At 67.0% G+C, this 23,577-nt stretch carries 20 protein-coding genes and 1 tRNA gene; 13 read left to right on the forward strand and 8 right to left on the reverse strand.

Translation table 11 applies throughout. From position 1 onward, the window contains the following. Window positions 1-1,097: 1,097 nt before the first annotated feature. Window positions 1,098-1,859, reverse strand: coding sequence for a ferredoxin--NADP reductase (locus tag C9412_RS16145; RefSeq protein WP_107232576.1), 762 nt, complete (start codon window positions 1,857-1,859; stop codon window positions 1,098-1,100). Between the two features lie 84 nt (window positions 1,860-1,943). Between C9412_RS16145 and C9412_RS16150 the strand changes: the two genes are divergently transcribed. The 4 genes from C9412_RS16150 to C9412_RS16165 all read left to right on the forward strand — a co-directional run bounded on the left by C9412_RS16150 (window position 1,944) and on the right by C9412_RS16165 (window position 5,718). Then, a complete protein-coding gene (locus tag C9412_RS16150) occupies window positions 1,944-2,912 on the forward strand; it encodes an ABC transporter ATP-binding protein (protein ID WP_107232577.1) in 969 nt (322 codons plus the stop codon). Beyond that, window positions 2,909-3,700 (forward strand): ABC transporter permease, encoded by a 792-nt coding sequence (locus C9412_RS16155; protein WP_107232578.1) that lies wholly within the window; start codon window positions 2,909-2,911, stop codon window positions 3,698-3,700. The genes C9412_RS16150 and C9412_RS16155 overlap by 4 nt, the downstream gene beginning before the upstream one ends. Before the next feature lie 192 nt (window positions 3,701-3,892). Then, window positions 3,893-4,831, forward strand: a complete 939-nt coding sequence (gene panE / locus C9412_RS16160) for a 2-dehydropantoate 2-reductase (RefSeq protein ID WP_107232579.1) — start codon at window positions 3,893-3,895, stop codon at window positions 4,829-4,831. Beyond that, window positions 4,828-5,718: an NAD-dependent epimerase/dehydratase family protein gene (locus C9412_RS16165; protein ID WP_107232580.1), complete on the forward strand. Its 891-nt coding sequence runs from the start codon at window positions 4,828-4,830 to the stop codon at window positions 5,716-5,718. Before panE ends, C9412_RS16165 begins: the two co-directional genes overlap by 4 nt. A 210-nt stretch (window positions 5,719-5,928) precedes the next feature. Here the strand turns inward: C9412_RS16165 and C9412_RS16170 are convergent, their stop codons facing one another. Then, window positions 5,929-6,726, reverse strand: a complete 798-nt coding sequence (locus C9412_RS16170) for a TatD family hydrolase (RefSeq protein WP_107232674.1) — start codon at window positions 6,724-6,726, stop codon at window positions 5,929-5,931. A gap of 67 nt (window positions 6,727-6,793) precedes the next feature. Here C9412_RS16170 and hrpB point away from each other — a divergent pair, with 67 nt between their 5' ends. Then, window positions 6,794-9,298 carry an ATP-dependent helicase HrpB gene (hrpB, locus tag C9412_RS16175; RefSeq protein ID WP_107232581.1) on the forward strand — a complete coding sequence of 835 codons (2,505 nt, stop codon included), beginning with the start codon at window positions 6,794-6,796 and terminating at the stop codon, window positions 9,296-9,298. A gap of 213 nt (window positions 9,299-9,511) precedes the next feature. Next, entirely contained in the window at window positions 9,512-9,886 is a 375-nt protein-coding gene (locus C9412_RS16180; protein ID WP_107232582.1) for a hypothetical protein, read from the forward strand. Window positions 9,887-9,980: 94 nt separating this feature from the next. Here the strand turns inward: C9412_RS16180 and C9412_RS16185 are convergent, their stop codons facing one another. The 3 genes from C9412_RS16185 to C9412_RS16195 form a co-directional block, all read right to left on the reverse strand. Then, the gene (locus tag C9412_RS16185) at window positions 9,981-10,520 is read right to left on the reverse strand and encodes a pseudouridine synthase (RefSeq protein ID WP_107232583.1); all 540 of its coding nucleotides are present in this window, start codon (window positions 10,518-10,520) and stop codon (window positions 9,981-9,983) included. A gap of 108 nt (window positions 10,521-10,628) precedes the next feature. Beyond that, window positions 10,629-10,943 carry a hypothetical protein gene (locus tag C9412_RS16190; RefSeq protein ID WP_258190309.1) on the reverse strand — a complete coding sequence of 105 codons (315 nt, stop codon included), beginning with the start codon at window positions 10,941-10,943 and terminating at the stop codon, window positions 10,629-10,631. Between the two features lie 33 nt (window positions 10,944-10,976). Then, entirely contained in the window at window positions 10,977-11,834 is an 858-nt protein-coding gene (locus C9412_RS16195) for a class I SAM-dependent methyltransferase (protein WP_107232585.1), read from the reverse strand. A 169-nt stretch (window positions 11,835-12,003) separates the two neighbouring features. On the opposite strand from C9412_RS16195, the gene C9412_RS16200 reads away from it, so the two are divergent. The 4 genes from C9412_RS16200 to C9412_RS16215 all read left to right on the forward strand — a co-directional run bounded on the left by C9412_RS16200 (window position 12,004) and on the right by C9412_RS16215 (window position 16,436). Then, window positions 12,004-12,960, forward strand: coding sequence for an aldo/keto reductase (locus C9412_RS16200; protein WP_107232586.1), 957 nt, complete (start codon window positions 12,004-12,006; stop codon window positions 12,958-12,960). A gap of 648 nt (window positions 12,961-13,608) precedes the next feature. Further along, a tRNA-Gln gene (locus tag C9412_RS16205) sits at window positions 13,609-13,680 on the forward strand. Window positions 13,681-14,033: 353 nt separating this feature from the next. Then, entirely contained in the window at window positions 14,034-15,158 is a 1,125-nt protein-coding gene (locus tag C9412_RS16210; protein ID WP_107232587.1) for a slipin family protein, read from the forward strand. A gap of 57 nt (window positions 15,159-15,215) precedes the next feature. Beyond that, on the forward strand, window positions 15,216-16,436 hold the full coding sequence (locus tag C9412_RS16215) for an RtcB family protein (RefSeq protein ID WP_107232588.1): 1,221 nt from the start codon (window positions 15,216-15,218) through the stop codon (window positions 16,434-16,436). A gap of 183 nt (window positions 16,437-16,619) precedes the next feature. On the opposite strand, the gene C9412_RS16220 is transcribed toward C9412_RS16215, so the two are convergent. Both C9412_RS16220 and C9412_RS16225 read right to left on the reverse strand, forming a co-directional pair. Then, on the reverse strand, window positions 16,620-17,525 hold the full coding sequence (locus tag C9412_RS16220; RefSeq protein ID WP_107232589.1) for an NAD(P)/FAD-dependent oxidoreductase: 906 nt from the start codon (window positions 17,523-17,525) through the stop codon (window positions 16,620-16,622). Next, the gene (locus C9412_RS16225) at window positions 17,515-17,970 is read right to left on the reverse strand and encodes an Rrf2 family transcriptional regulator (protein ID WP_107232590.1); all 456 of its coding nucleotides are present in this window, start codon (window positions 17,968-17,970) and stop codon (window positions 17,515-17,517) included. The genes C9412_RS16220 and C9412_RS16225 overlap by 11 nt, the downstream gene beginning before the upstream one ends. A 184-nt stretch (window positions 17,971-18,154) precedes the next feature. On the opposite strand from C9412_RS16225, the gene C9412_RS16230 reads away from it, so the two are divergent. Continuing rightward, window positions 18,155-20,275, forward strand: coding sequence for a methyl-accepting chemotaxis protein (locus C9412_RS16230; protein WP_107232591.1), 2,121 nt, complete (start codon window positions 18,155-18,157; stop codon window positions 20,273-20,275). Between the two features lie 141 nt (window positions 20,276-20,416). On the opposite strand, the gene C9412_RS16235 is transcribed toward C9412_RS16230, so the two are convergent. Beyond that, the gene (locus C9412_RS16235) at window positions 20,417-21,319 is read right to left on the reverse strand and encodes a LysR family transcriptional regulator (RefSeq protein ID WP_107232592.1); all 903 of its coding nucleotides are present in this window, start codon (window positions 21,317-21,319) and stop codon (window positions 20,417-20,419) included. Between the two features lie 105 nt (window positions 21,320-21,424). Between C9412_RS16235 and C9412_RS16240 the strand changes: the two genes are divergently transcribed. Beyond that, entirely contained in the window at window positions 21,425-22,639 is a 1,215-nt protein-coding gene (locus C9412_RS16240) for an MFS transporter (protein WP_107232593.1), read from the forward strand. Between the two features lie 85 nt (window positions 22,640-22,724). Continuing rightward, window positions 22,725-23,534 carry a 2,5-didehydrogluconate reductase DkgB gene (dkgB, locus tag C9412_RS16245; protein WP_107232594.1) on the forward strand — a complete coding sequence of 270 codons (810 nt, stop codon included), beginning with the start codon at window positions 22,725-22,727 and terminating at the stop codon, window positions 23,532-23,534. Window positions 23,535-23,577: the final 43 nt, after the last annotated feature.

The following is a 23,577-nucleotide window of genomic DNA, read 5'->3' on the forward strand; positions in this document are numbered from 1 at the left end:
CCATCCAGACGGACAATGGCTGACCGATTTCCAGACTCTGCGGAGCATCTCGTTACTAATCGGCTGGTTCTTGCCCTCGCCAAGCCACAAGCGATCAACTCGCCTTTCATGCCTCTTTTCCCCCCGATGATATCGTCCGAGCTGGGTTGGACGAATCACAGTGATGTAATGCCAGATCCTGTCGGCAAGATCGATCGGCACGAAGACAGTTCTCCAGCGGGTGCCAAGATCAGAGGACGGGCTGACCTTTGCGCCTTTCGTGCCATACCTAATAGTCATGGGCACCTCGCCGGCCAGTAGCCAGTCAGGATGCCAGCCGTTTCCCTCAGAGCCTTGCTTCCTCGGGAAGCAAGTCACTCGTAGTGAATTGGCCTCCGAGATCCGCAACCCACAACGCAGAATCAGCTCGAAAACTAACGCTTTGATCGGCGCACGGATGTGGACCTGCCTCATCCAACGCTCAACTTCTCTATCCGAGGGAAGTTGAATGGGGACCTCTGCTGTAAGCAGGGCGCCTATCCGCTTGTCACTCCCCCTCAGGCTGCCGCTGTGCGAGCTGGTCGCAGAGTGATAGACGTAAGAGGTTCTGTTTTTTGGGATCCTGAACTCCGCCCGATAGCCTCGCTCGAACGCCCAGGCAAGAAATAAGCAAGCTTCACCAACGTAGGCATTTACAGTAGATGGCTTGAGCTTCTTTCCGCTTCTCGACCCTGTCCCCAAAAGTAAGTCGGGCTGGTAATGGTCAAGTATTCCCTCTTGAAATGTTAGTCCTCGCCAGTCCCCTGCTTTCGCTTTGTTGACCCACTCAAGAAATATTGAAAGCCGAGCCGCAATACCTCTACGAGCGCTGACGGTCGGTACGAGTTGGTCAGAGTCCTCTGCACCGGGCAACCGCCATTCAGCGTTACTTCGTTCATCCAGGTATCGATTTGCTTCGACCGGGTATGACCCGTCCTCGCCTATGAGAATCGGCACATGCTGCAGTTTTGGCACATGTTCGAATGCTCCCGCAGGGGGAATGACCAGCTGCATCGGACTGGCTCGGGCGAGGTTCAGGCTGACGCTACGCCGTCCTGCCCGAACCGTCAACAGGCCAACTAAGCTTTTTTGGTGGTTGAACTTACGTACTTCTCGCGGCGGATCTGCGGGTTGCCCAGGCCGGCGGCCTTCAGCAGCTCGGCGCAGGCATCGACCATGTCCGGGTTGCCGCACAGGTAGGCGATGTCGGTGGCCGGGTCCGGGGTGAAACCGGCCAGTGCCTGCTGCACATAGCCGTGCTGCACGTCCGGGTGCGGATCGGCCGGCAGTTCGCGCGACAGGCACGGAACATAGCGGAAGTTCGGATGCTTTTCGGCGAAGCTGTAGAAATCTTCGCTGTACAGCAGCTCGCCCGGGCTGCGTGCGCCCTGCAGCAGCACGATCTGCACGCCGCGCTCGGCCATGGCCGTTTCCAGCAGCGGCAGCATCGAGCGGTACGGGGTAACGCCGGTGCCGGTGGCGATCAGCAGGTAGCGGGCGTTGTGGTCGCCGGGGTTCAGGCAGAACCGGCCGTACGGGCCGGACGCGCTGACCTGCCCGCCATGCTCCAGCGCTTCGAACAGGGCCGTAGCGGCACCGCCGGGCACGAAACTGACCGCGATATCCACCGCCTCGCCCGGGCCCAGCGCGTGGTCGTGGATGGTCGCCAGCGAGTAGCTGCGCTTGGTTTCGGTACCGTCGGCGTAGCTGAAATGGACCTGGATGAACTGGCCCGGCTGGAAGTCCAGCGGCTGTCCGTCGTCACGCACGAACTGGTAGTGGCCGACGGTCGGGGCCAGCATGCGGCGGCCGACCAGCTTGAGGGGGAATTGAACAGGCACGACTTTTCGGGACAGTGTGTAGCCGGGGCAAGCCCTCGGGGTCTTCTATAATAGCCCCTCCCCGCCCCTCTCCAGCGCCAGCCCATGGGCGCGAAGGCTTCGAGCTTGGCATCCCTGAACGATATGGCGCCCGCCCTGCGCGTGCGCGACCTGCGCAAGACCTACGACAACGGCACCCAGGCCCTGAAGGGGGTCTCCCTGGAAGTGGCCCCGGGCGATTTCTTCGCCCTGCTCGGCCCCAACGGCGCCGGCAAGTCGACCCTGATCGGCATCATCAGCTCCCTGGTCAACCTCAGCCAGGGCCAGGTGGAAGTGTTCGGCAGCGACCTGGTGCGCAACCGCAGCGCCACCATGCGCCTGATCGGGTTGGTGCCGCAGGAGATCAACTTCAACCTGTTCGAAAAGCCCTTCGACATCCTGGTGAACTACGCCGGTTTCTACGGCGTGCCGCGCGAGGAAGCCGAGCAGCGCGCCGAAGAAGAGCTCAAGCGCGCGCACCTGTGGGAAAAGGCGCAGGTCATGAGCCGCACCCTGTCCGGCGGCATGAAGCGCCGTCTGATGATCGCCCGCGCGATGATGACCCGCCCGCGCCTGCTGATCCTGGACGAACCGACTGCCGGCGTGGACATCGAGATCCGCCGTGACATGTGGCGCGTGCTGAAGGAGATCAATGCGGCCGGTACCACCATCATCCTCACCACGCACTATCTGGAAGAGGCCGAGTACCTGTGCCGGCACCTGGCGATCATCAACCACGGCCAGATCGTCGAGCAGGGGCCGATGCGCACCCTGCTGGCCAAGCTGGATGTGGAAGGCTTCCTGCTGGACATCGACGGTGAGCTGCCGGCGCAGCTGCCGGTGATCGAGGGCGCGACCCTGAGCGCACCGGACCCGCACACGCTGGACATCGACATGCCGCGCGCGATGGACCTCAACCGCGTGTTCGCCACGCTGAACGAGGCCGGCATCCGCGTGCGTTCGATGCGTACCAAGAGCAATCGCCTGGAGGAGCTGTTCGTGCGCCTCACCGGCAACCTGGAGACCTCCGCATGAGCACCACCGAGCTGACCGACGGCCAGCGCAACCGCGTCGCACTGATGACCATCGTGCGCCGTGAAGTCGCCCGCATCATGCGCATCTGGGGCCAGACCCTGGTGCCGCCGGCGATCACCATGACCCTGTACTTCCTGATCTTCGGCGGCCTGATCGGTTCGCGCGTGGGTGACATGGGCGGTTACAGCTACATGCAGTTCATCGTGCCGGGCCTGGTGATGATGAGCGTGATCCAGAACAGCTACGGCAACATCAGCTCCTCGTTCTTCGGCGCAAAGTTCGGCCGCCACGTGGAAGAGCTGCTGGTCAGCCCGATGCCGAACTGGGTGATCCTGTGGGGCTACGTGGCCGGTGCGGTGCTGCGCGGCCTGATGGTGGGCGTGATCGTACTGATCATCGCCATGTTCTTCACCCCGGTGCGCATCCCGCACCCGCTGGTGACGCTGAGCACGGTGCTGCTGGGTGCGACGATCTTCTCGCTGGCCGGCTTCATCAACGCGGTCTACGCCAAGAAGTTCGACGACGTGGCGATCGTGCCGACCTTCATCCTGACCCCGCTGACCTACCTGGGCGGCGTGTTCTATTCGGTGAAGCTGCTGCCGACCTGGGCCGAGGCCGCCACCCATGCCAACCCGATCTTCTACATGGTCAACGCATTCCGCTATGGCCTGCTGGGCAGCAGTGATGTGCCGCTGTGGGTGGCCTATGCGCTGATGATCGGTTTCGTGGTGGTACTGACTGCGGTGGCGCTGTGGCTGCTGCGCCGTGGCGTGGGCATGCGCAGCTGAGCCGTGCCGGTCGCTGGCCGGCAACGGTAGATCCACGCCATGCGTGGATGAAGCGCTGGAGACCGTTGGGGTCAGATCCGTTTTCCTGCGGAAAACGGATCTGACCCCAGGCCGTCTAGAGCCGGCGCTTTTTCGTCTGCAATCTCCGGCACAATCGCAGTTCTGATTCCCCCAGAACACGGTGAACGTGCAATGCGCATCCTGATCCTCGGCGCCGGCGGTACCGGCGGTTACTTCGGTGGTCGCCTGGCCCAGGCCGGCGTCGATGTCACCTTCCTGGTGCGCCCGGCACGCGCTGCACAGCTCGACCGCGATGGCCTGGTCATCCGCAGCCCGATCGGCGATGCCCGCTTCCCGGTGCAGCACGTCACTGCCGACGCCCTGCCCGCGCTCGCTGCGGAAAAGCCCTTCGATCTGGTCATCCTCAGCTGCAAGGCCTATGACCTGGACAGTTCGATTGACGCGATCGCCCCGGCCGTGGGTGCCAGCACCAGCGTGCTGCCCATCCTCAATGGCCTGCATCACTACAACGCACTGGATGCGCGCTTCGGTCGCGAGGCGGTGCTGGGCGGTCTGTGCTTCATCAGCGCCACCAAGGCCGCTGATGGCGCCGTGCTGCACCTGGGCAAGCCGGCCAAGCTCACCTTCGGCGAGCGCGATGGCGGCGCAATCTCCGCACGCGTGCAGGCCTTCGCCGCCGCCTGCGCGCAGGCCGATCTTGATCACCTGGCCAGCGAACGCATCGGCCAGGAGCAGTGGATCAAGTACACCTTCCTGACCGCGCTGGCCGCCGCCACCTGCCTGCTGCGCGCGGACATCGGCACCATCGTCGCCACTGATGATGGCCAGGCCATCGTGCGCGGCCTGTACGACGAATGCCTGGCGGTGGCCGAAGCGGCCGGTGAACCGATTCCCGACAGCGCGCAGGACACCGCGCGCGGCACCTTGACCCAGGCCGGATCTGCGCTGAAGGCCTCGATGCTGCGCGATCTGGAAGCCGGCCAGCAGGTGGAAGCCGAACAGATCGTCGGCGACATGCTGGCGCGTGCGCGCAAGGCCGACCAGGAAGGCCTGCTGCTGCAGGTCGCCTACAGCAGCCTGCAGGCCTACCAGGCCCAGCGCGGCACGTGAGCCTCGCGCTGCAGGCGGGCGCGCTGCCGGCGCGGGTGCTGATCCTCGGCCTGGGCTGGAGTGGCCGCGTGCTGGCCGCGCAGCTGCAGGCACGCGGCGTGCAGGTGGCGGGGACGGTGCGCGATCCGGCAGCGGCGCCCGATGATGGCCTGCGTCGGCACCGGTTGCAGGCCGACACCTCGCCTTCACCTGCCCTGCTTGATGAGATCGCGCAGGCCGATGCCGTGCTGTGCAGCGTGCCGCCTGATGCCGAGGGCGATCCTGCCTTGCGCCTGCTGCTGCCCGCACTGCAGGCCAGCCCGGCCCTGCGCTGGGTCGGCTATCTGTCATCGACCTCGGTGTACGCCGACCGCGCCGGCGGTTGGATCGACGAAACCAGCAGGGCCGATGCCGCCGAAATGGCCGGTGTGCAGCGTGTGCGCGCCGAGGCCCAGTGGCGCGCCCTTGCGGAAGAACGCGGTATTGCCTCGGCGGTGTTCCGCCTGCCAGGGCTGTATGGTCCTGGCCGCAACGCCCTGCTGCAGTTGGCCGAGGGCCGTGCCCGCCACGTGGTGCGGCCTGGCCTGGTGTTCAACCGCCTGCACGTGCAGGACCTGGCAGCCGTAATCATCGCAGCGATGCAGCGACCCACCCTGCAGGGGCTGTACCTGCCCAGTGACGACGAACCGGCGCCGCCGCAGGACGTGCTGGCCTTCGCCGCACAGTTGGGTGGCTTTGCGATGCCGCCGGCGGTGGCCTGGGACGACCCGGGGCTGAGCCCGTCCCTGCGGCGCTTCTACGAAAGCAGCAAGCGCATCGACAGCCGTGGCACACGTGCGGCGCTGGGCTGGCAACCGCGCTTTCCAAATTACCGTGAAGGCCTGCGCGACCTGCTGGAATCGCTTTGAACCCCTCGTAGCGTCGAGCTTGCTCGACTGCTTTCGCCCGGCAGTCGAGCAAGCTCGACTCTACGACACGGGGTCGGCGCGTTTCCTGCCGCGCTTTCCGAGTTACCGTGAAGGCCTGCGCGACCTGCTCCGGTAGTGCCGGCCGCTGGCCGGCAATCGCGCGATGATTGCCGTGTTCATGCTGTTGCCGGCCAGCGGCCGGCACTACCATCAACCGGCGTCGGGCAGGCGGAAGAACGTGCGCGCCGCCGCCGTGGCATTGGCCGCGGTCACCGCCACGTCCTCGCCACGGTCGCGCGCCAGTTCCTCGACGATGTGCGAGAGGAACATCGGTTCGTTGCGGCGGTCCTTCGGCATCGGCTTCAGCGTGCGCGGCAGCAGGTACGGCGCGTCGGTCTCGATCATCAGGCGGTTGGCCGGGATGTTCTTCACCAGTTCGCGCAGGTGCGCGCCACGGCGCTCATCGCACAGCCAGCCGGTGATACCGATGTACCAGTCCTGGTCCAGGTAGTCGAACAGTTCGTCGCGTTCGCCGGTGAAGCAATGCACCACCGCCGGGCCGATGCGACCTTCGAAGTTCTTCATCTGCGCCATGAAATCGGCATGTGCATCGCGCTGGTGCAGGAACAGCGGCTTGCCATTGTCCGCGGCCAGCTGCAACTGGCGCTCGAAGGCGCGGTGCTGGGCCGGGCGCGGCGAGAAATCACGGAAGTAATCCAGCCCGCACTCGCCCACCGCCACCACTTCCGGATGGGCGTGCAGCGCGCGCATCTCGGCATCGCATTCTTCGGTGTACTCCACCGCGTGATGCGGGTGTACGCCGGCGGTGGCATACAGGAAGCCCGGATGCTGCTGCGCCAGCTGCAGGGCCAGCGGCGAGTGCTCGCGGCTGGCGCCGGTGATGACCATCTGCACCACGCCGGCCTGGTGCGCGCGGTCCAGCACGGCGTCACGGTCGCGGTCGAAGGAATCGTGGGTCAGGTTGGCGCCGATATCGATCAGGTGCATGGTCATCGCGGGGGAAAAGTGCCCGCGCATTGTACCTGCGCCCGCCATGGCCCCTTATCCTTTGCACATGAACACCCCGCTCTTCCCGATTTCCCCGCTGCTGCCGCAGATCCAGCAGCACCTGGCCGCGCAGCCGCGGCTGGTGCTGGAGGCCCCGCCCGGCGCCGGCAAGACCACCCAGGTGCCGCTGGCGCTGCTGGATGCGCCGTGGCTGCAGGGCCGCAAGATCATCCTGCTGGAACCGCGCCGGGTGGCCGCACGCAGCGCCGCGCTGTTCATGGCGCGACAGCTGGGCGAAGAGGTCGGCGGCACCGTCGGCTACCGCATCCGCTTCGAGAACAAAGTTTCGGCGCGCACCCGCATCGAGGTGGTCACCGAAGGCATCCTGACCCGCATGCTGCAGGACGACCCGATGCTGGAAGAGGTCGGCGCGATCCTGTTCGATGAATTCCACGAGCGCCATCTCAGTGGCGATCTCGGCCTGGCGCTGGCCTTGGATGTGCAGGCGCAGCTGCGCGATGACCTGCGCCTGGTGGTGATGTCGGCCACGCTGGATGGCGAGCGGCTGGCGCGCTTCCTCGATGCACCGCGCCTGAGCAGTGAGGGCCGCAGCTACCCGGTGGCGATCAGCCATTTCCCGGCGCGCCGCGATGAAGCGCTGGAGCTGCAGGTGCGCCGCGCGGTGCAGCAGGCCCTGGCCGAACACCCCGGTGACCTGCTGGTGTTCCTGCCCGGCCAGCGTGAGATCACGCGCGTGCAAGCTGGCCTGCAGGAATCGCTGGACGGCAACGTCGAAGTGCTGGCCCTGCACGGTGAACTGCCGGTGGAACAGCAGGCGCGCGTGCTGCAGGCCGCCAGCGATGGCCGCCGTCGCGTGGTATTGGCGACCAACGTCGCCGAGTCGTCGGTGACGCTGCCCGGCGTGCGCGTGGTGATCGACAGCGGCCAGGCACGCGAACCGCGCTACGACCCCAACAGCGGCTTCACCCGACTGGACGTGGTGGCCATCGCGCAGGCCTCGGCCGACCAGCGTGCCGGCCGTGCCGGACGCGTGGCCGAGGGCGTGGCCTGGCGGTTGTGGCCGCAGTCGCAGCGGCTGGAACCGCAGCGCCGCGCCGAGATCGACCAGGTGGAGCTGGCCGGGCTGGCGCTGGAGTTGGCCGCCTGGGGCAGCAGCGACCTGCGCTTCCTCGACCCACCGCCGGCCGGCCCGATGGCTGCGGCGCGCGAACTGCTGCAGCGCCTGGGTGCACTGTCGGACTCGGGCGCGATCACCGCGCTCGGGCGCCGCGTGCTGGCGCTGGGTACGCACCCGCGCATGGCGGCGATGCTGCTGGCCGCGCCGGATGCACGCGCGCAGGCACTGGCGGCGGATCTGGCCGCACTGCTGGAAGCCCGCGATCCGCTGCGCCAGGGCGGCGATGCCTTGGCAGCGCGCTGGCGTGCGCTGGCTGCATTCCGCGGTGGACGTGCACCGGCCGACGCCAATCGCAGTGGGCTGGCTGCCATCGATGCCGCTGCCAAACAGTGGCGCCGGCGCCTGCGCTGCGACACCGCACCACCAACCAGCATCGAGGCGCACGAACTGGGTGACCTGCTCGCGCATGCCTTCCCCGACCGCATCGGCTTCCGGCATCCCACCGATCCGCTGCGTTACCTGTTGGCCAATGGCCGCAGCGCGCGCCTGCACGAACTGAGCGACCTGCGTGGCGAACCGTGGCTGGTGGCCAGTGAGCTGCGCTTCGAGGCACGTGACGCGCTGTTGTTGCGCGCGGCGCCGGTGGACGAAGGCCAGCTGCGCAACGCCTGGCCGCAGCGCTTCGTCACCGAGGATGTGGTGCGCTGGGACAGTGAACGCCGCGCCCTGGTGGCGCTGCGCGAAACCCGTTTCGACCGCATCGTGCTGGACAGTCGCTCGGCCGGCCGGGTCGATCCGCAGCACGCCGCGCAGGCGCTGACCGATGCGGTGGCCGAGCTGGGCCTGCAGGCGTTGCCGTGGACCGAAGGTCTGCGCCAGTGGCAGGCGCGGGTCGAGTCGTTGCGGCGCTGGATGCCGGAACTCGGGTTGCCCGATTGCAGCGACGCTGCCCTGCTGGCCAACCGTGCGCAGTGGCTGCAACCGGCGTTCGCCGGCAAGAGCCGCCTGGATGCGCTGGACGAGGCCAGCTTCGGCGAAGCGCTGAAGTCGCCGCTGGAATGGTCACAACGGCAGCTGGTCGAGCGCCATGCGCCGACCCGCATCACCGTGCCTTCAGGCTTGGAACGGCCGATCACCTATGCGCTGGACAGCGAGAACGGTGAGCCGTTGCCACCGGTGCTGGCGGTAAAGCTGCAGGAACTGTTCGGCCTGGCCGACACGCCGCGCATCGCTGATGGCCGCGTGCCGCTGACCCTGCACCTGCTGTCGCCCGGCGGCCGCCCGTTGCAGGTCACCCAGGACCTGCGCAACTTCTGGGAGAACACCTACGCCGAGGTGAAGAAGGAAATGAAGGGCCGCTACCCGCGCCACCCGTGGCCGGATGACCCGTGGACGGCTACGGCCACGCACCGCGCCAAGCCACGCGGAACGTGAGGGGCGGGGTCGGATCCCATTGCATCGCAATGGGCTCTGACCCCCGTCCATCGTACTGGGGTCAGAGCCCTTTCCCAGAAGAAAGGGATCCGACCCCACCCTGCCCGATCCTGAATGGCTGCGGTAGAGTCACGCCACGCGCGACGCCGACTGACATACCGTTTACGGGCAACACGCGACACTGGACTTCGACCCGAGGCAAAGGACCCCCGCATGAGCAAGCTGACCGTAATCACCGACCGCGCTCTGGAGCGCGCCCTGGAACTGGCCCACACGGCCGGCGATGGCCTGAAGAGCGCCGGTGGCAGCCTGCGCAATGCGGACTGGATCAAGACCGGTGCCGCCATCGGCGCGGTGAAGACCGGCGGCAAGGCCGCCACCAAGTTCGTGCGCCGCAACCCGGCAGTGGCGGTGGCCGCCGCAGCGGTCGGTGTCGGCCTGCTCGGCTATGCGCTGTACCGCAAGCAGCAGAAGAAGAAGGCCGCCAATGGCCAGGTGGTGGATGGCCAGGCGCATCGCATCAGCGCGCGCGACCGCCGCAATGCCACCGTGGTCGACGAGCACAGCGATATCGGCAGCGACGCCTGAGTTGCCGAGTGGGTCAGAGCCCTTCCTGCGGAAGGGGTCTGACCCCATCAGCCTGTGAGGGCCGGACGCCGCAAGGTTTCCGGCCCTTACTGTTTCAACCGATCTGCCGCCACTGTCCCGGCTGCAGATCGTCCAGCCGGTACGGCCCCATCGACACGCGCACCAGGCGCAGCGTCGGCAGGTTCACCGCTGCGGTCATCCGCCGCACCTGCCGGTTGCGGCCCTCACGGATCGTGATCGCCAGCCAGCTGTCGGGCACGGTCTTGCGGAAGCGCACCGGTGGATCACGCGTCCACAGCGACGGCGCCGGATCGAGGCGCTCGATCTTCGCCGGCAGCGTCAGCCCGTCGTTGAGCACCACGCCGTCGCGCAGCTGTTGCAGCTGCTCATCACTGGGCGTGCCTTCCACCTGCACCCAGTAGGTCTTGTCGGCCTTGTGCTTCGGGTCGGTCAGCTTGTGCGCCAGCGTGCCGTTGTCGGTCAGCAGCAGCAGGCCCTCGCTGTCATGGTCGAGCCGGCCAGCGGCATACACGCGCGGCGGCAGGCCGAACCCGGCCAGCGTCGGCCGCGGCGGCACGCTGCGGTCGGTGAACTGGCAGAGCACGTTGAAGGGCTTGTTGAAGGCGATCAGCATTGCGGGCACGGCAGGCGGCGAATGAGGCATTGTCCCATGCCCCGCTGGTCGCTCGCCGGGCATGGCCCGGCGCTACCGGGCATCGCTTTGGCCGAGGCTGCGGCGGGATCAGCCGAAGACCTTCCACTCCAGCAGGAACGAGCCCAGCACCAGCGCGATGCCGCACGCCGCGATGACATTGGCCCGGCGCCGCAGGCGAACCGGCGGCGGATTCGTGGCACGCGCGCGCTGTTCCAGCAGCGCACCGGCAAACAGCACGGCAAATCCCACCGTCGCCACCAGATCGTAGGCATGTCCGCCGTAGAACACGAAATCAATCAGCCGCGTCAGCACCAGCACCGCGACAGCGATGTAAAAGATCTTCTTCAACAGTCCATGTCCTTGAATACGATTGAATCCCGGCGCGCGCGGTGAGCCGAGCATGGGCTCGGCTCTACAGGGTCAGCGCATGCCCCGTTACGGCTTGATGAAGCGCAGGGTCATACGGTCGCTTTCGCCGATCGCCTGGTACTTCGCATCATCGGCCTTGTCGTGCTGGTTGGTCGGCGGCAGCGTCCACACGCCGTTCGGGTGGTCCTTGGTGTCACGCGGGTTGGCGTTGACCTCGCTGCGCGCCTCCAGCTTGAAACCGGCGGCCTCGGCCATCGCGATCACCTGCTGCTGGCCGACATAGCCGGTGTCATCGTCGTCGGCCACATCGGTCTTGGCGCGATGCTCGACCACACCCAGCACGCCGCCCGGCTTGAGCACGTTGAAGAAGCCCTGGAACATGCCCTGGGCCTGGCCGGCCTTGCGCCAGTTGTGCACGTTGCGGAAGGTCAGCACCACATCGGCCGAGTTGGCCGGGCCGAACACCGGCTTGGCCGGATCGTAGGCCACCACGGCGGTCTTGCCGAACTGCGCCGGTGCAGCGGCGTACTTCTTCTCCAGGCTGTCGCGGCTGCGCTGCTGGTAATCGCGGCCACGGCCTTCGGCCACGGCCATCGGGTCGACCACGGCGGCGATGTAATGGCCCTTGTCATGCAGCAGCGGCGCCAGGATTTCCGAGTACCAGCCGTTGCCGGGGGTGATCTCGATGACCGTCTTCTCCGGTGCGACCTTGAAGAAGGCCAGCGTCTGCGCGGGATGGCGATAGGTGTCGCGCTTGGCATTGTTGGCATCGCGGGTCGACGCCTTCACCGCCGCATCGATAGCCGGCGAAACCTGGATCTTCGCCGGCGCCACCGTGGCCGGTGCGGCAAAGGCGGGAACAGCAGCAAGCAGGGCCGAAGCAAGCAGCAGGCGGCAACCACGCAGGGACGAAGCAGGCATCATCGGGACGACTCCAGCGGAAGATGCGGCGAGACTAGCAGCCGCAGCGCCCCAGGTGTTCACAAAACGTTATCGGCGTGCGCGTTGCGGAACACTGTTTTGTGGCCACCGCCGCAGCACGGTCACACAACGCGTTCTATTCTGGAACACTTCCCCCAAGGAGTCCGTGCCCATGACGGCAACCCGCGAACTGGGCCGTTCCGGCCTGCATGTACGTCCGCTCGCCTTCGGCGGCAACGTGTTCGGCTGGAGCGCCGATGAAAAGGCCAGCTTCGCCCTGCTCGATGCCTTCGTCGATGCCGGCTTCAACCTGGTCGATACCGCCGATGTGTATTCAGCGTGGGTGCCCGGCAATGTCGGCGGCGAGTCGGAAACACTGATCGGCAAATGGTTCGCGCGTAGCGGCAAGCGCGACAAGGTGGTGCTGGCGACCAAGGTGGCCAAGTGGGCCGAGCGCCCCGGCCTGACCCCGGACAACATCAATGCCGCCGTGGAAGATTCGCTGCGCCGGCTGCAGACCGACGTGATCGATCTGTATCAGGCGCACGAGGACGACGAGTCCACACCGCTGGAAGCCACGCTGGCCGCATTCGGCCGCCTGATCGAAGCCGGCAAGGTGCGCGCCATCGGTGCCTCCAACTACAGCGCCACGCGCCTGGCCGATGCGCTGAAGGTGTCCACCGACTACAAGCTGCCGCGTTACGAAACCCTGCAGCCGGAGTACAACCTGTACGACCGCGCCGGCTACGAAAGCGAGCTGGAACCGCTGGTGCAGCGCGAACAGATCGGCGTGATCGGTTACTACGCGTTGGCCAGCGGTTTCCTCAGCGGCAAGTACCGCACGCCGGCCGATGCGGCCAAGAGCCCGGCGCGTGGCGAGACGGTGGTGAAGCGCTATCTGAACACGCGCGGCCTGCGCATCCTGGAGGCGCTGGATGATGTGGCCAGCAAGCACAGCGCGACCGCCGCGCAGATCGCGCTGGCGTGGCAGATCGCACGGCCGTCGATCACCGCGCCGATCGTCAGCGCCACCAGCGTCGAGCAGCTGCATGACCTTCTGGCCGCCGCGAACCTGTCGCTGAGCGTGCAGGATGTCGCGCAACTCGACGCCGCCAGCAAGGAAGACTAAGACCCGGTAGTGCCGGCCGCTGGCCGGCATGACACCCACACCAAAGAAAATAATTCAACAAAATGGTTGCGCACGACTAAATCGTGGTTTATCGTGCGCACCTCGTTTCAACAACCACTGGAAACCTCCCTTGAACGCGCATTCCGTCGCCATCGCCAAACTGCTGCCATGCCTGCGCATGGACGTGCTGGCGCGCGCGTTCGGCAAGGAAATCCAGCTGACAACGGCCTGATACCCGCCCTGCGGAGATCGGCCACCCCGATCTCCGAGGCTTGACGACGCCCTCGGAACGCAAGTCCCGGGGGCGTTTTCGTTTGCGTCGACACAAGGACCCGCGATGCCAGAACTGCACCCCGCGCGGCAGCCCGCCACGCACTGACCCAGGTTTTCCCACCTCGCCGGAGGATTTTCTCTGCGCGCATGGCAACGCCTGGACATTATCTGCATCGCACTCAAACATTATCGCTCGCGATAATGTCGGTGGCCTGCACCCTAGATTTTCCAACGGTCCCGTTTCAACCACGGGCTGGTGCGCGCGGCATTGCCGTGGCGTATGCCGGAGGTCGCGGTCATGCCATCGCCTGGATCGCCTGCTGGAGGCAGGCGCCGGTTCGCCGGCACGCGGTTCGATTCCGCGCGGTTCACCACTGGATAGCTCAGTAGGGATAGAGCAACGGATCCTGATTCCGTCTGTCGTGGGTTCGACTCCCACTCCAACCACATGACCTTCCAAGTCATGACGTGAAGCAACACCCGGGGCGCAAGCCCCAGCGGCCATCGTCGCCGGTCCTGCGAACGCCTTCGGGCGCCACAGGAAGGGCAACGGACCGCACGCCGGGCCTCGGCCTGTCACCACTACCTGCCCCACCCTGCTCCGGTGCTGTCTGCCGGCAGCGATGGCCGCAAGCGTGATGACGCACCGCAGGCTCCGCGCGCGGACCGTCCGCCGATGGCCGCCCTCTTCCGCCGGCGGCACAGCATGTGCCGCCGGCCCTGCCACGACCTGTTCGACCCGGGTCATGGCAGTCATTCCATCGGGTCGAACCACCAGAGCCATACAAGGAGAGACTCCCATGTTCTGGACCATCAAGGTCGTGATCGGCGACGGCGAGCGCGGCCTGGTATATCGCAACCGTCGTTTCCAGCAGATCCTGCTGCCGGGTGTGCACCGCCTGTCGCTGTTCGGCGGCCGCCCGCAGGTGGACATCCACAGCGCATCGAGGGGCGCGGCCTACACCGGCAGCGACCAGGACAGCCTGATCGAAGCGCTGGGCGCGACGCTGGACACGCACTTCGTGCTGGCCAACGTCGGCGCCGGCGAGGTCGGCCTGCTGCTGCGCAACGGCCGCATCGACGAGGTCCTGCCGCCGGGCAGCCGCCGTCTGTACTGGCGCGGTTCGGTCGACACCCAGGTGCGCGTGCTGGCGCTGGGTGACGAGCCGTACGTGCCGGTGGACGTGCAGCAGCGCCTGGGTCAGCTGGGCGTGCTGCCGCGTGTGGCGGTGATCAGCACGGTGCCGAGCGAGTCGGTCGGCCTGCTGTTCATCGATGGCACGCTGCGGCAGACGCTTGGCGCCGGCCTGCACGCATTCTGGAACTTCAACGGCAACGTGTCGGTGGAGCGGGTGGAGCTGCGTGCGCGTTCGCTGGACGTGTCCGGCCAGGAACTGCTCAGCCGCGACAAGGTGACCCTGCGGGTGAACCTGGCCGCGACCGTGCAGGTGGTCGACCCGGTGCGTGCACACCGCACGCTCAGCAATGCCGATGAGTTCATCTATCGGCAGCTGCAGTTCGGCCTGCGCCAGGCGATCGCCGCACGCAGCCTGGACGAGCTGCTGGGTGACAAGGCCGCGCTGGACGGCGAGATCGCCGCCCATGTACAGGCCGCGATCGAGGGCCACGGTGTACGCCTGCTCGGCGTCGGCATCAAGGACGTGATCCTGCCGGGCGAGATGAAGGAGATCCTCAACGGCGTGGTGCTGGCCGAGAAGCAGGCCCAGGCCAGCGTGATCCGTCGCCGCGAGGAGGCCAACGCTACGCGTTCGCAGCTCAACACCGCAAAGCTGATCGAGGACAACCCGGTGCTGATGCGCTTGAAGGAGCTGGAGGCGCTGGAGAAGGTCACCGAGAAGATCGACAAGCTCACCGTGTTCGGCGGCCTGGATGGCGTGCTGAAGCAGCTGGTGACGATCAGGTAGGGGGTAGCGGCGGCGCAGGGACGCGCCGCCGGCCCATCAAGGACATTCAACAAGACAATGGACACGCAACAGAACTATCAATGGCTGCACGCGGAGGGGACCACGCCGATCAAGGGCTGGGTCAACGGCGTGCCGCTGGAAGCACAGGCCCACGAGCAACTGCGCAACATCGCTGCGATCCCGTTCGTCGGGCCGTGGGTGGCGGTGATGCCGGACGTGCACCTGGGCAAGGGCGCGACCGTGGGCTCGGTGATCCCGACCCGCGGTGCGATCATCCCGGCCGCGGTCGGCGTCGACATCGGCTGCGGCATGGCGGCGGTGCGTACCACGCTGCGCGCCAACGACCTGCCCGATGACCTGCGGCAGCTGCGCAACAGCATCGAGCGCAGCATCCCGGTCGGCAATGGGCGCGGTGGCGAGCATCACCGCATGCCTGACAGCATCCACACCCGGCTGGTGCAGTCCGGGCTGGCCGCCGGGCTGGAGAAGATCAAGGACAGGCATCGGAGGATCCGCACCGACAAGCTCGACCGCCAGCTGGGCACGCTGGGCGGCGGTAACCACTTCATCGAGCTGTGCCTGGACGAGACGGACACGGTGTGGGTGATGCTGCACAGCGGCTCGCGCGGTACCGGCAACCTGATCGGCACCTACTTCATCGAGAAGGCGCGCGAGGAGCTGGCACGGCGTGTGCTCGGCTTCCACCTGCCGGACAAGGACCTGGCGTTCTTCATGGAAGGCGAGCCGCTGTTCGACGACTACGTTGAGGCGGTGTCGTGGGCGCAGGACTACGCGCGGCAGAACCGCGAGGCGATGATGTCGCGGGTGCTGGCCGAGATGCGCCACCGCTTGCCGAAGTTCCAGCTGGCGGCGATGGCGGTGAACTGCCACCACAACTACGTGCAGAAGGAAACGCACCACGGCCAGGAACTGCTGGTGACGCGCAAGGGCGCGGTCAGTGCGCGCGAGGGCGAGCTGGGCATCATTCCCGGCAGCATGGGCACGCGCAGCTACATCGTGCGCGGCAAGGGCAACGCGGACAGCTTCCACAGCTGCAGCCACGGTGCCGGCCGGGTGATGAGCCGCGGTGCCGCGCGCCAGCAGATCACGCTGGCCCAGCATCGCGAAGCCACCGCACACGTGGAATGCCGCAAGGACAGCGGGGTGCTGGACGAGTCACCGGCAGCATACAAGTCGATCGACGATGTGATGGCCGCGCAGCTGGATCTGGTCGACGTGGTGCACACGCTGCGGCAGGTGCTGTGCGTGAAGGGGTAATGGAAGGGTGCCGGACAGGGCCGGCACCCACCACGCCCGATTGCGGTGGTTCCATGCACTGCGTGGATGTAGATGCACCCACGTCCGTAGCGTCCAGCTTGCTCGACCGCCCTGCAGTAGATCCACGCCATGCGTGGATGAAACAGCGCCGACCAAGGTCGGCATCTACCGGAACACGCGCGTTCAGCGCGGCACGCTGTCTTCGGCCACCAGCGCGTGATGCATGCCGATGCCCGCGCGCACGCCTTCGGCAGCAGCCAGGGTGATGTTGCCCACGGTGGTCGCATCGCCGGCGGCGTAGACGTTCGGCACCGAGGTCTGCTTCATCGCATCGACCTCGATCAGCACGCCCAACGGGCTTTCCGCCAACGCGCAACCCAGCTGCTGCACCAGCGGCGTGGCCATCGCCTGCGTGGCCGGCACGAACAGTGCGCGCTGGGCGATGCGGCGGCCATCGGCCAACTCCACTTCCAGCCAGGTCGGCTGATCGCCGTGCACACCCACCACCGGCACCGTCTCGATCTGCACGCCGCGCTGCTGCATGGCGGCGAGCTCTTCGTCGGTGATCGCCAGGCCCTGGCTGAAGAAGGTGACATTGCCCCAGTCGGCAAACAACGGCGCCTTGGCGGCCGACATCGGATGACCGCCAAGCAGGCCGATGGCACCGCCACCGACTTCATAGCCGTGGCAGTAAGGGCAATGCAGCACGGTGCTGCCCCAGCGCTCGGATAGGCCCGGCAACGCCGGCAGCTGGTCGGCGATGCCGCTGGCCAGCAGCAGCTTGCGCGCCGCCAGCACCTGGCCATCGGCGGTACGCACTTCCACACCGTCGGTGGTGGCACGGGCCTGCATGGCCTCGGCATTGAGCCAGCGCACACTGGGGTAATCCAGCAGTTGCTGGCGCGCGGTCTTCAGCAGCTCGGCGCCACTGATGCCGTCGAGCCCGAGTACGCCGTGCGAGTGGCTGGCGAAGCGGTTGCGCGGTGAACCGGCGTCGATGATCGTGACCGGCCGACGGGCACGCGCCAGGATCAGGCCAGCGGCGATGCCGGCATAGCTGCCGCCGACGATGAGCACATCAGGATTCATGGTGACCTTCCAGGGAGCGGTGATGAGCGAGATGACGGGCGAAGTCGGCGCCGAGCTGGTCCAGCGTGGTCGCCTGCAGGCGCGCTTCCAGCAACCGCTGCGCCTCGCGCGCGCCCTCCAGCAGGGCGTTGTTGACCAGCTGCTGGATCGGGCAACCATGGCCGGCATCGCGCGTACCGACCTGCACCAGCGCAGGCGCCCCGACGGCCAGATAGATGTCGTGCAGGGTGATCGCTGCGGCATCGCGTGCCAGCTGGCTACCGCCGCCGTGGCCGCGCGTGCTGTTTACCAGCCCGGCTTTGTGCATCTGGGCCAGCAGGCGGCGGATCACCACCGGGTGGGTCGGCAGGCACGCGGCCAGCTGTTCGGAGGTGCGCGGGCCCTGCTGGCCGACCAGGTGGGCCATCACGTGCAGGGCGTCGGAAAGCGGGTTCGCAGATTTCATGTAACTACAATAGTTACATTTAAATCCCCTGTCGAGGGTCTGCTTTCGTTCCATCTGGACACATTTGTCCTATGAAATGTTTCCTTCACCTCCTTGAACGAAACGCGAATGTGATGGATGTCCCACTTCAGAGGTGGTCGAAACCGGTCGATACCGCATCGCCCCTTCCCGAGAGTGCTCCCACATGAATGAGTCCACCCGTGCGCCGCGGCTGCAGTCCAAGCTGCTCGGCGCGGTTTCCGTTGGCCTGGCTGTGGTTCTGCTGTGCGCCCTGGCCGGCCTGGCATCTGCCTGGTTGAAACTGTCCACCGAAGTCCCGCCCGAAGTCGCGCACAGCCGCGACGCTGAACGCCTGCAGCGCGAGTTCCGCGGCCAGGTGCAGGAATGGAAGAACGTGCTGCTGCGCGGCCACGACGATGCGCTGCGCAAGCGCCATCTGGAGGCCTTCGACAGCGAGGGCCGCCTGGTCGAACAGCTGGCCAAGGGCCTGCTGGCCAGCCCGGATGCACGCACGCGTGAACTGGCGCAGGCGTTCACCGGCCTGCACGCGCAGCTGCAGCGCGATTACCACGCCGCGCTGCAGGCGTTCGCGGAAGCCGGCTATGACCCGGCCGCCGGTGACAATCTGGTGCGCGGCAAGGATCGCCCGGTGGCGAGCGCGCTGGACGCACTGAGCACGCACGCTACGCAGGTGGCCGAAGCGGCGGTGGCGGCGCGCTCGCAGCAGGCGCGGCAGACCCTGCTGCTGTGCGCGGCGCTGACCGTGCTGGCTGCGGTGCTGCTGCTGATGGGACTGGCCTGGTGGCTGCGACGCGCCGTGGTGCAGCCGGTGCTGGCGGTGGAAGCGGCCGCCCGCGCGGTAGCCGCCGGCGACCTGCAGCACGTGGTGCAGGTGCGCAGCCGCGACGAGATCGGTCGCCTCGCACAGGCCATGCAGGCGGTGCAGTCCACGCTGCGCGGCGTGCTGGATGCACAGACCGCGATGGCGCAGGCGCATGAGGCCGGCACCATCAGCCACCGCATGGATGCCAGCGCCTTCCCCGGTGCGTTCGGCACCATGGTGGCCGACAGCAACACGCTGGTCGATGCGCACATCCAGGTGAAGATGCGCGCGATCGCGATCATGGGCCGCTACGCCATCGGCGACCTGAGCCAGGACATGGAGCGCCTGCCTGGTGAGAAGGCGGTGATCACCGAGGCGCTGGATGCGGTCAAGCACAACCTCGGCGCGATCAATGGCGAGATCCGCCGTCTGGCCGAAGCCGCCGCCGCCGGCGACTTCAGCCAGCGTGGTGACAGCGCGCGCTTCGAGCATGATTTCCGCGCGATGATCGACGGCCTGAACCGCCTGATGCAGACCACCGAGCTGAACCTGGGCGAGGTCTCCAGCATGCTGCGCGCGATTGCCGATGGCCGCCTCGGGGCGCGCATGCATGGCGATTTCCAGGGCGTGTTCGCACGCATCGCCGGCGACGCCAACACCACCGCCGCACAGCTGGCAACCATCGTCACCGACATCAAGCACGCCTCCGGCAGCATCCACACTGCCGCCGCAGAAATTTCCGCCGGCAACAACGATCTGTCGCGCCGTACCGAGCAGCAGGCTGCCAACCTGGAAGAGACCGCTGCCTCGATGGAGGAACTGACCTCCACCGTGCGCCAGAACGCCGAGCACGCACGCCAGGCCAACCAGCTGGCAATCGGTGCGCACAGCGTCGCCTCGCAGGGCGGCAGCGTGGTCGGCCAGGTGGTGGCGACGATGGGCGCGATCGAGACCTCGTCGCGGCAGATCGCCGAGATCATCAGCGTGATCGATGGCATCGCGTTCCAGACCAACATCCTGGCCCTGAATGCCGCAGTGGAAGCGGCACGCGCGGGCGAACAGGGCCGTGGCTTTGCGGTGGTTGCCAGTGAGGTGCGCACGCTGGCGCAGCGCTCGGCCGGTGCCGCTAAGGAGATCAAGGCGCTGATCGAAGCCTCGGTGGAACAGGTCGGCCACGGTGCGCAGCGCGTGCGCGAGGCCGGCGACACCATGGCCGAGATCGTGGCGTCGGTGCAGCGCGTGACCGACATCATGGCCGAGATTTCCGCCGCCTCGCAGGAGCAGAGCGCGGGCATCGAGCAGGTCAGCCAGACGGTGATCCAGATGGATGGCGCCACCCAGCAGAATGCCGCGCTGGTGGAGGAAGCCAGCGCCGCGGCGCGCAGCCTGGAGCAGCAGGCGAACCGCCTGATCGATGCGGTGGATGTGTTCGACCTGTCGGCCAGCGCCGCAGCGAAGGACGCGCTGGCGCGCGCGGCGTGATTGATCCGGTTGCCGGCCAGCGGCCGGCACTACCGGACGGGGTAGCGCCCGACCGTTGGTCGGGCGACGGCAGGATCAGTGCGGACCGACGGTCCGCACCCACCGAAACCTGCGGTAGTGCCGGCCGCTGGCCGGCAACCCTCAGCGCAGGTAATCGCTCTTGGCCATCGCTTCACCCAGGTAATCCAGGAACGAGCTGATCCGCGCCGACACCGCCGTGTTGCGGTAGTACACCGCGTGGATCGGCTGATACACATCCAGCGTCTGCGCGGCCAGCACCGGCACCAGCGTGCCAGCGCCACGGTCGCGATCGGTGACGAAATCGGACAGGCAGCTGATGCCCACCCCTTCCACCGCCAGCCGGCGCAGGGTTTCGCCGCTGGATACCGCGATATCCGGGCGTACCAGCAACTGACCGTCGGCATCACCGGTCAACGGCCAACGGTTCAGCGACTCCGGTTCATTGAAGCCCAACAGGGTGTGCTGACCCAGCGCGGCCACACTGGCCGGTTCACCGTGCGTGGCCAGATAGGCCGGGCTGGCGACCAGCTGCAGGCGGCATCGCCCCAGCGAACGGGCATGCAGGGTGGAATCGGTCAGCGGACCGATGCGGATGGCCAGGTCCGTGCGCCGTTCCAGCAGGTCGATATAGCGCTCGGAACTGTTCAATTCCAGCTGCACTTCGGGGTAGCGCGCACGGTAGCCGGACACCAGCGGCGCGATCACGTGCAGCACGAACGGCATCGCCGCATCCACGCGCAGGCGTCCGGCCGGACGCTCGCGGCGCGCGGCCATCTGTTCTTCGGCCGACTCCACCGCGTCGATGATCGCCCGGGCGTGGCGCAGGTAGGCCTCACCCTCGGCGGTCAGGTGCAGGCGGCGCGTGGTGCGGGTCAGCAGCGTGGTGCCCAGCTTGTCCTCCAGCCGTCCCAGCGCACGGCTGACGCCCGAAGGCGTCTGCCCCAGCTGCTCGGCAGCGGCACTGATCGAGCCACTGTCGATCACGGCGAGGAAGGCCTGCATTTCGTCGAGGGTGGTCTTCATGCCGCCATTATTGACCGACAGGCAAGAGTGATTGGCGTGAAGACCGGTTTTTCCGCAAAGGTGGGCCGCGCACACTGCGCGCCTTCCCTCTCTCTGGAGCCTGCCATGATCCGTGGCATTCCCCTCGCATTGCTGGCCTTGACCCTCGGTGCCTTCGCCATCGGCACCACCGAATTCGTCATCGTCGGCCTGATCCCGACCATCGCTGCTGACCTGCAGGTCAGCCTGCCCTCGGCCGGCCTGCTGGTCTCGCTGTACGCACTGGGCGTGGCCATCGGCGCACCGGTGCTGACCGCACTGACCGGCCGCGTGCCGCGCAAGCAGCTGCTGGTGGCGCTGATGGTGCTGTTCACCGTCGGCAACGTCATCGCCTTCCTGGCACCGGGCTACACCTCGCTGATCGCTGCGCGCATCCTCACCGGCCTGGCCCATGGCGTGTTCTTCTCGATCGGTTCGATCATCGCCACCGCGGTGGTGCCGAAGGAGAAGGCGGCCAGTGCGATTGCCATCATGTTCACCGGCCTCACCGTGGCGCTGGTGACCGGCGTGCCGCTGGGCACCTTCATCGGCCAGCACCTGGGCTGGCGCGCCACCTTCCTGGCGGTGGCCGCGCTGGGCGTGGTCGCCCTGCTGGGCGCGCTGCTGTTCGTGCCGCGCAACCTGCCGCAGAGCGTGCCGGCCAGTTTCCGCCAGCAGCTGGCGGTGCTGGCCCAGCCGCGCCTGTTGCTGGTCTATGCGATGACCGCGCTGGGTTACGGCGGTACCTTCCTGGCCTTCACCTACCTGGCGCCGATCCTGCAGGACGTCACTGGCTTCTCGGCCAATGCGGTCAGCCTGGTGCTGCTGGTGTACGGCGTGTCGGTGGCGATCGGCAACCTGTGGGGCGGCCGCCTGGCCGACCGCGTGGGTCCGGTGCCGGCGCTGAAGCGCATCTTCGCGCTGCTGGCGGTGGTGCTGTTCGTGCTCACCTTCACCGCCTACAACACCTGGCTGATGCTGCTGACGGTGCTGGCGCTGGGCGCGGTGGCATTCGGCAACGTGCCGGGCCTGCAGGTGTACGTGGTGAAGCAGGCGCAGCGCTACGCACCGCAGGCCAGCGACGTGGCCTCGGGCCTGAACATCGCCGCGTTCAACATCGGCATCGCGCTGGGCGCCTCGCTGGGTGGCCTGGTGGTGGAGCACATCGGCCTGATGCACACGCCGTGGCTGGGCGCGCTGGTGGTGGTGGGCGCGTATGCGCTGACCGTGCTGAGCGGCCGCCTGGACCGTCGCGACGGTATCGATGACCGTGCCGAGGGCATTGCCGTGGCCGCACATTGATTCATGCAATGCAGCGTTGCCGGCATGCATACGGCACCTGCCCTACCCTCTTCCTTCTGCGACGCCCTCCCCCTTGGAGCTTCACATGACTGTCCCCGCTTTTGGTCTCGGCACCTTCCGCCTGAAGGACCAGACCGTGATCGACTCGGTGCGCAACGCGCTGGACGTCGGCTACCGCGCCGTTGATACCGCGCAGATCTATGGCAACGAAGCCGAAGTCGGCCAGGCCATCGCCGAGTCCGGCGTGCCGCGTGATGATCTGTACCTGACCACCAAGGTATGGATCACCGAGTTCAAGCGCGATGCGCTGCTGGCCAGCCTGCGTACCAGCCTGGAAAAGCTGCGCACCGACCGCGTCGATCTGGCGCTGATCCATTGGCCGTCGCCGAACGACAAGGTCGACGTGCCGATGGAGGAGTACCTGCCGGCGCTGGCCGAAGCCAAGGCGCAGGGCCTGACCCGCGCGATCGGCATCTCCAACTTCACCATCGCCCAGACCCGCAAGGCCATCGAGATCCTTGGTGCCGAGGCCATCGCCACCAACCAGATCGAGATCCACCCGTACCTGCAGAACCGCCTGCTGGTGAAGTTCCTGCAGGACAACGGCATCCACATCACCGCCTACATGAGCCTGGCCTATGGCGAGGTGATCAAGGACCCGGTGATCCAGGCCATCGCCGGCCGCCACCAGGCCACGCCGGCGCAGATCGCGCTGGCCTGGGCATTGCAGCAGGGCTTCTCGGTCATTCCGTCTTCGACCAAACGCGAGAACCTGGCCAGCAACCTGGAAGCGGCCGCGATCCGCCTGACGGACGAGGACATGGCGCAGATCGCCAAGCTCGATCGGGGGCACCGGCTTGCCAACCCGGAAGGCATTGCGCCGGCCTGGGATTGATCCCGACCGCGGTTGCGGAACCGAATCGGTGGGTGCCGACCTT

This window comes from Stenotrophomonas sp. Nf1 (genome assembly GCF_003028475.1).
Lineage (GTDB): Bacteria > Pseudomonadota > Gammaproteobacteria > Xanthomonadales > Xanthomonadaceae > Stenotrophomonas.

What these genes read in the sequence shown, in the direction of transcription:
- C9412_RS16225 (WP_107232590.1), bottom strand. Translation starts at nt 17,970, where the DNA reads ATGAAATCTGCGAACCCGCTTTCCGACGCCCTGCACGTGATGGCCCAC.
- C9412_RS16195 (WP_107232585.1), bottom strand. Translation starts at nt 11,834, where the DNA reads ATGATGCCTGCTTCGTCCCTGCGTGGTTGCCGCCTGCTGCTTGCTTCG.
- panE (WP_107232579.1), top strand. Translation starts at nt 3,893, where the DNA reads ATGCGCATCCTGATCCTCGGCGCCGGCGGTACCGGCGGTTACTTCGGT.
- C9412_RS16150 (WP_107232577.1), top strand. Translation starts at nt 1,944, where the DNA reads ATGGGCGCGAAGGCTTCGAGCTTGGCATCCCTGAACGATATGGCGCCC.
- C9412_RS16180 (WP_107232582.1), top strand. Translation starts at nt 9,512, where the DNA reads ATGAGCAAGCTGACCGTAATCACCGACCGCGCTCTGGAGCGCGCCCTG.
- C9412_RS16220 (WP_107232589.1), bottom strand. Translation starts at nt 17,525, where the DNA reads ATGAATCCTGATGTGCTCATCGTCGGCGGCAGCTATGCCGGCATCGCC.
- C9412_RS16155 (WP_107232578.1), top strand. Translation starts at nt 2,909, where the DNA reads ATGAGCACCACCGAGCTGACCGACGGCCAGCGCAACCGCGTCGCACTG.
- C9412_RS16200 (WP_107232586.1), top strand. Translation starts at nt 12,004, where the DNA reads ATGACGGCAACCCGCGAACTGGGCCGTTCCGGCCTGCATGTACGTCCG.
- dkgB (WP_107232594.1), top strand. Translation starts at nt 22,725, where the DNA reads ATGACTGTCCCCGCTTTTGGTCTCGGCACCTTCCGCCTGAAGGACCAG.
- C9412_RS16215 (WP_107232588.1), top strand. Translation starts at nt 15,216, where the DNA reads ATGGACACGCAACAGAACTATCAATGGCTGCACGCGGAGGGGACCACG.
- C9412_RS16185 (WP_107232583.1), bottom strand. Translation starts at nt 10,520, where the DNA reads ATGCTGATCGCCTTCAACAAGCCCTTCAACGTGCTCTGCCAGTTCACC.
- C9412_RS16230 (WP_107232591.1), top strand. Translation starts at nt 18,155, where the DNA reads ATGAATGAGTCCACCCGTGCGCCGCGGCTGCAGTCCAAGCTGCTCGGC.
- C9412_RS16210 (WP_107232587.1), top strand. Translation starts at nt 14,034, where the DNA reads ATGTTCTGGACCATCAAGGTCGTGATCGGCGACGGCGAGCGCGGCCTG.
- hrpB (WP_107232581.1), top strand. Translation starts at nt 6,794, where the DNA reads ATGAACACCCCGCTCTTCCCGATTTCCCCGCTGCTGCCGCAGATCCAG.
- C9412_RS16240 (WP_107232593.1), top strand. Translation starts at nt 21,425, where the DNA reads ATGATCCGTGGCATTCCCCTCGCATTGCTGGCCTTGACCCTCGGTGCC.
- C9412_RS16190 (WP_258190309.1), bottom strand. Translation starts at nt 10,943, where the DNA reads ATGCTCGGCTCACCGCGCGCGCCGGGATTCAATCGTATTCAAGGACAT.
- C9412_RS16235 (WP_107232592.1), bottom strand. Translation starts at nt 21,319, where the DNA reads ATGAAGACCACCCTCGACGAAATGCAGGCCTTCCTCGCCGTGATCGAC.
- C9412_RS16170 (WP_107232674.1), bottom strand. Translation starts at nt 6,726, where the DNA reads ATGCACCTGATCGATATCGGCGCCAACCTGACCCACGATTCCTTCGAC.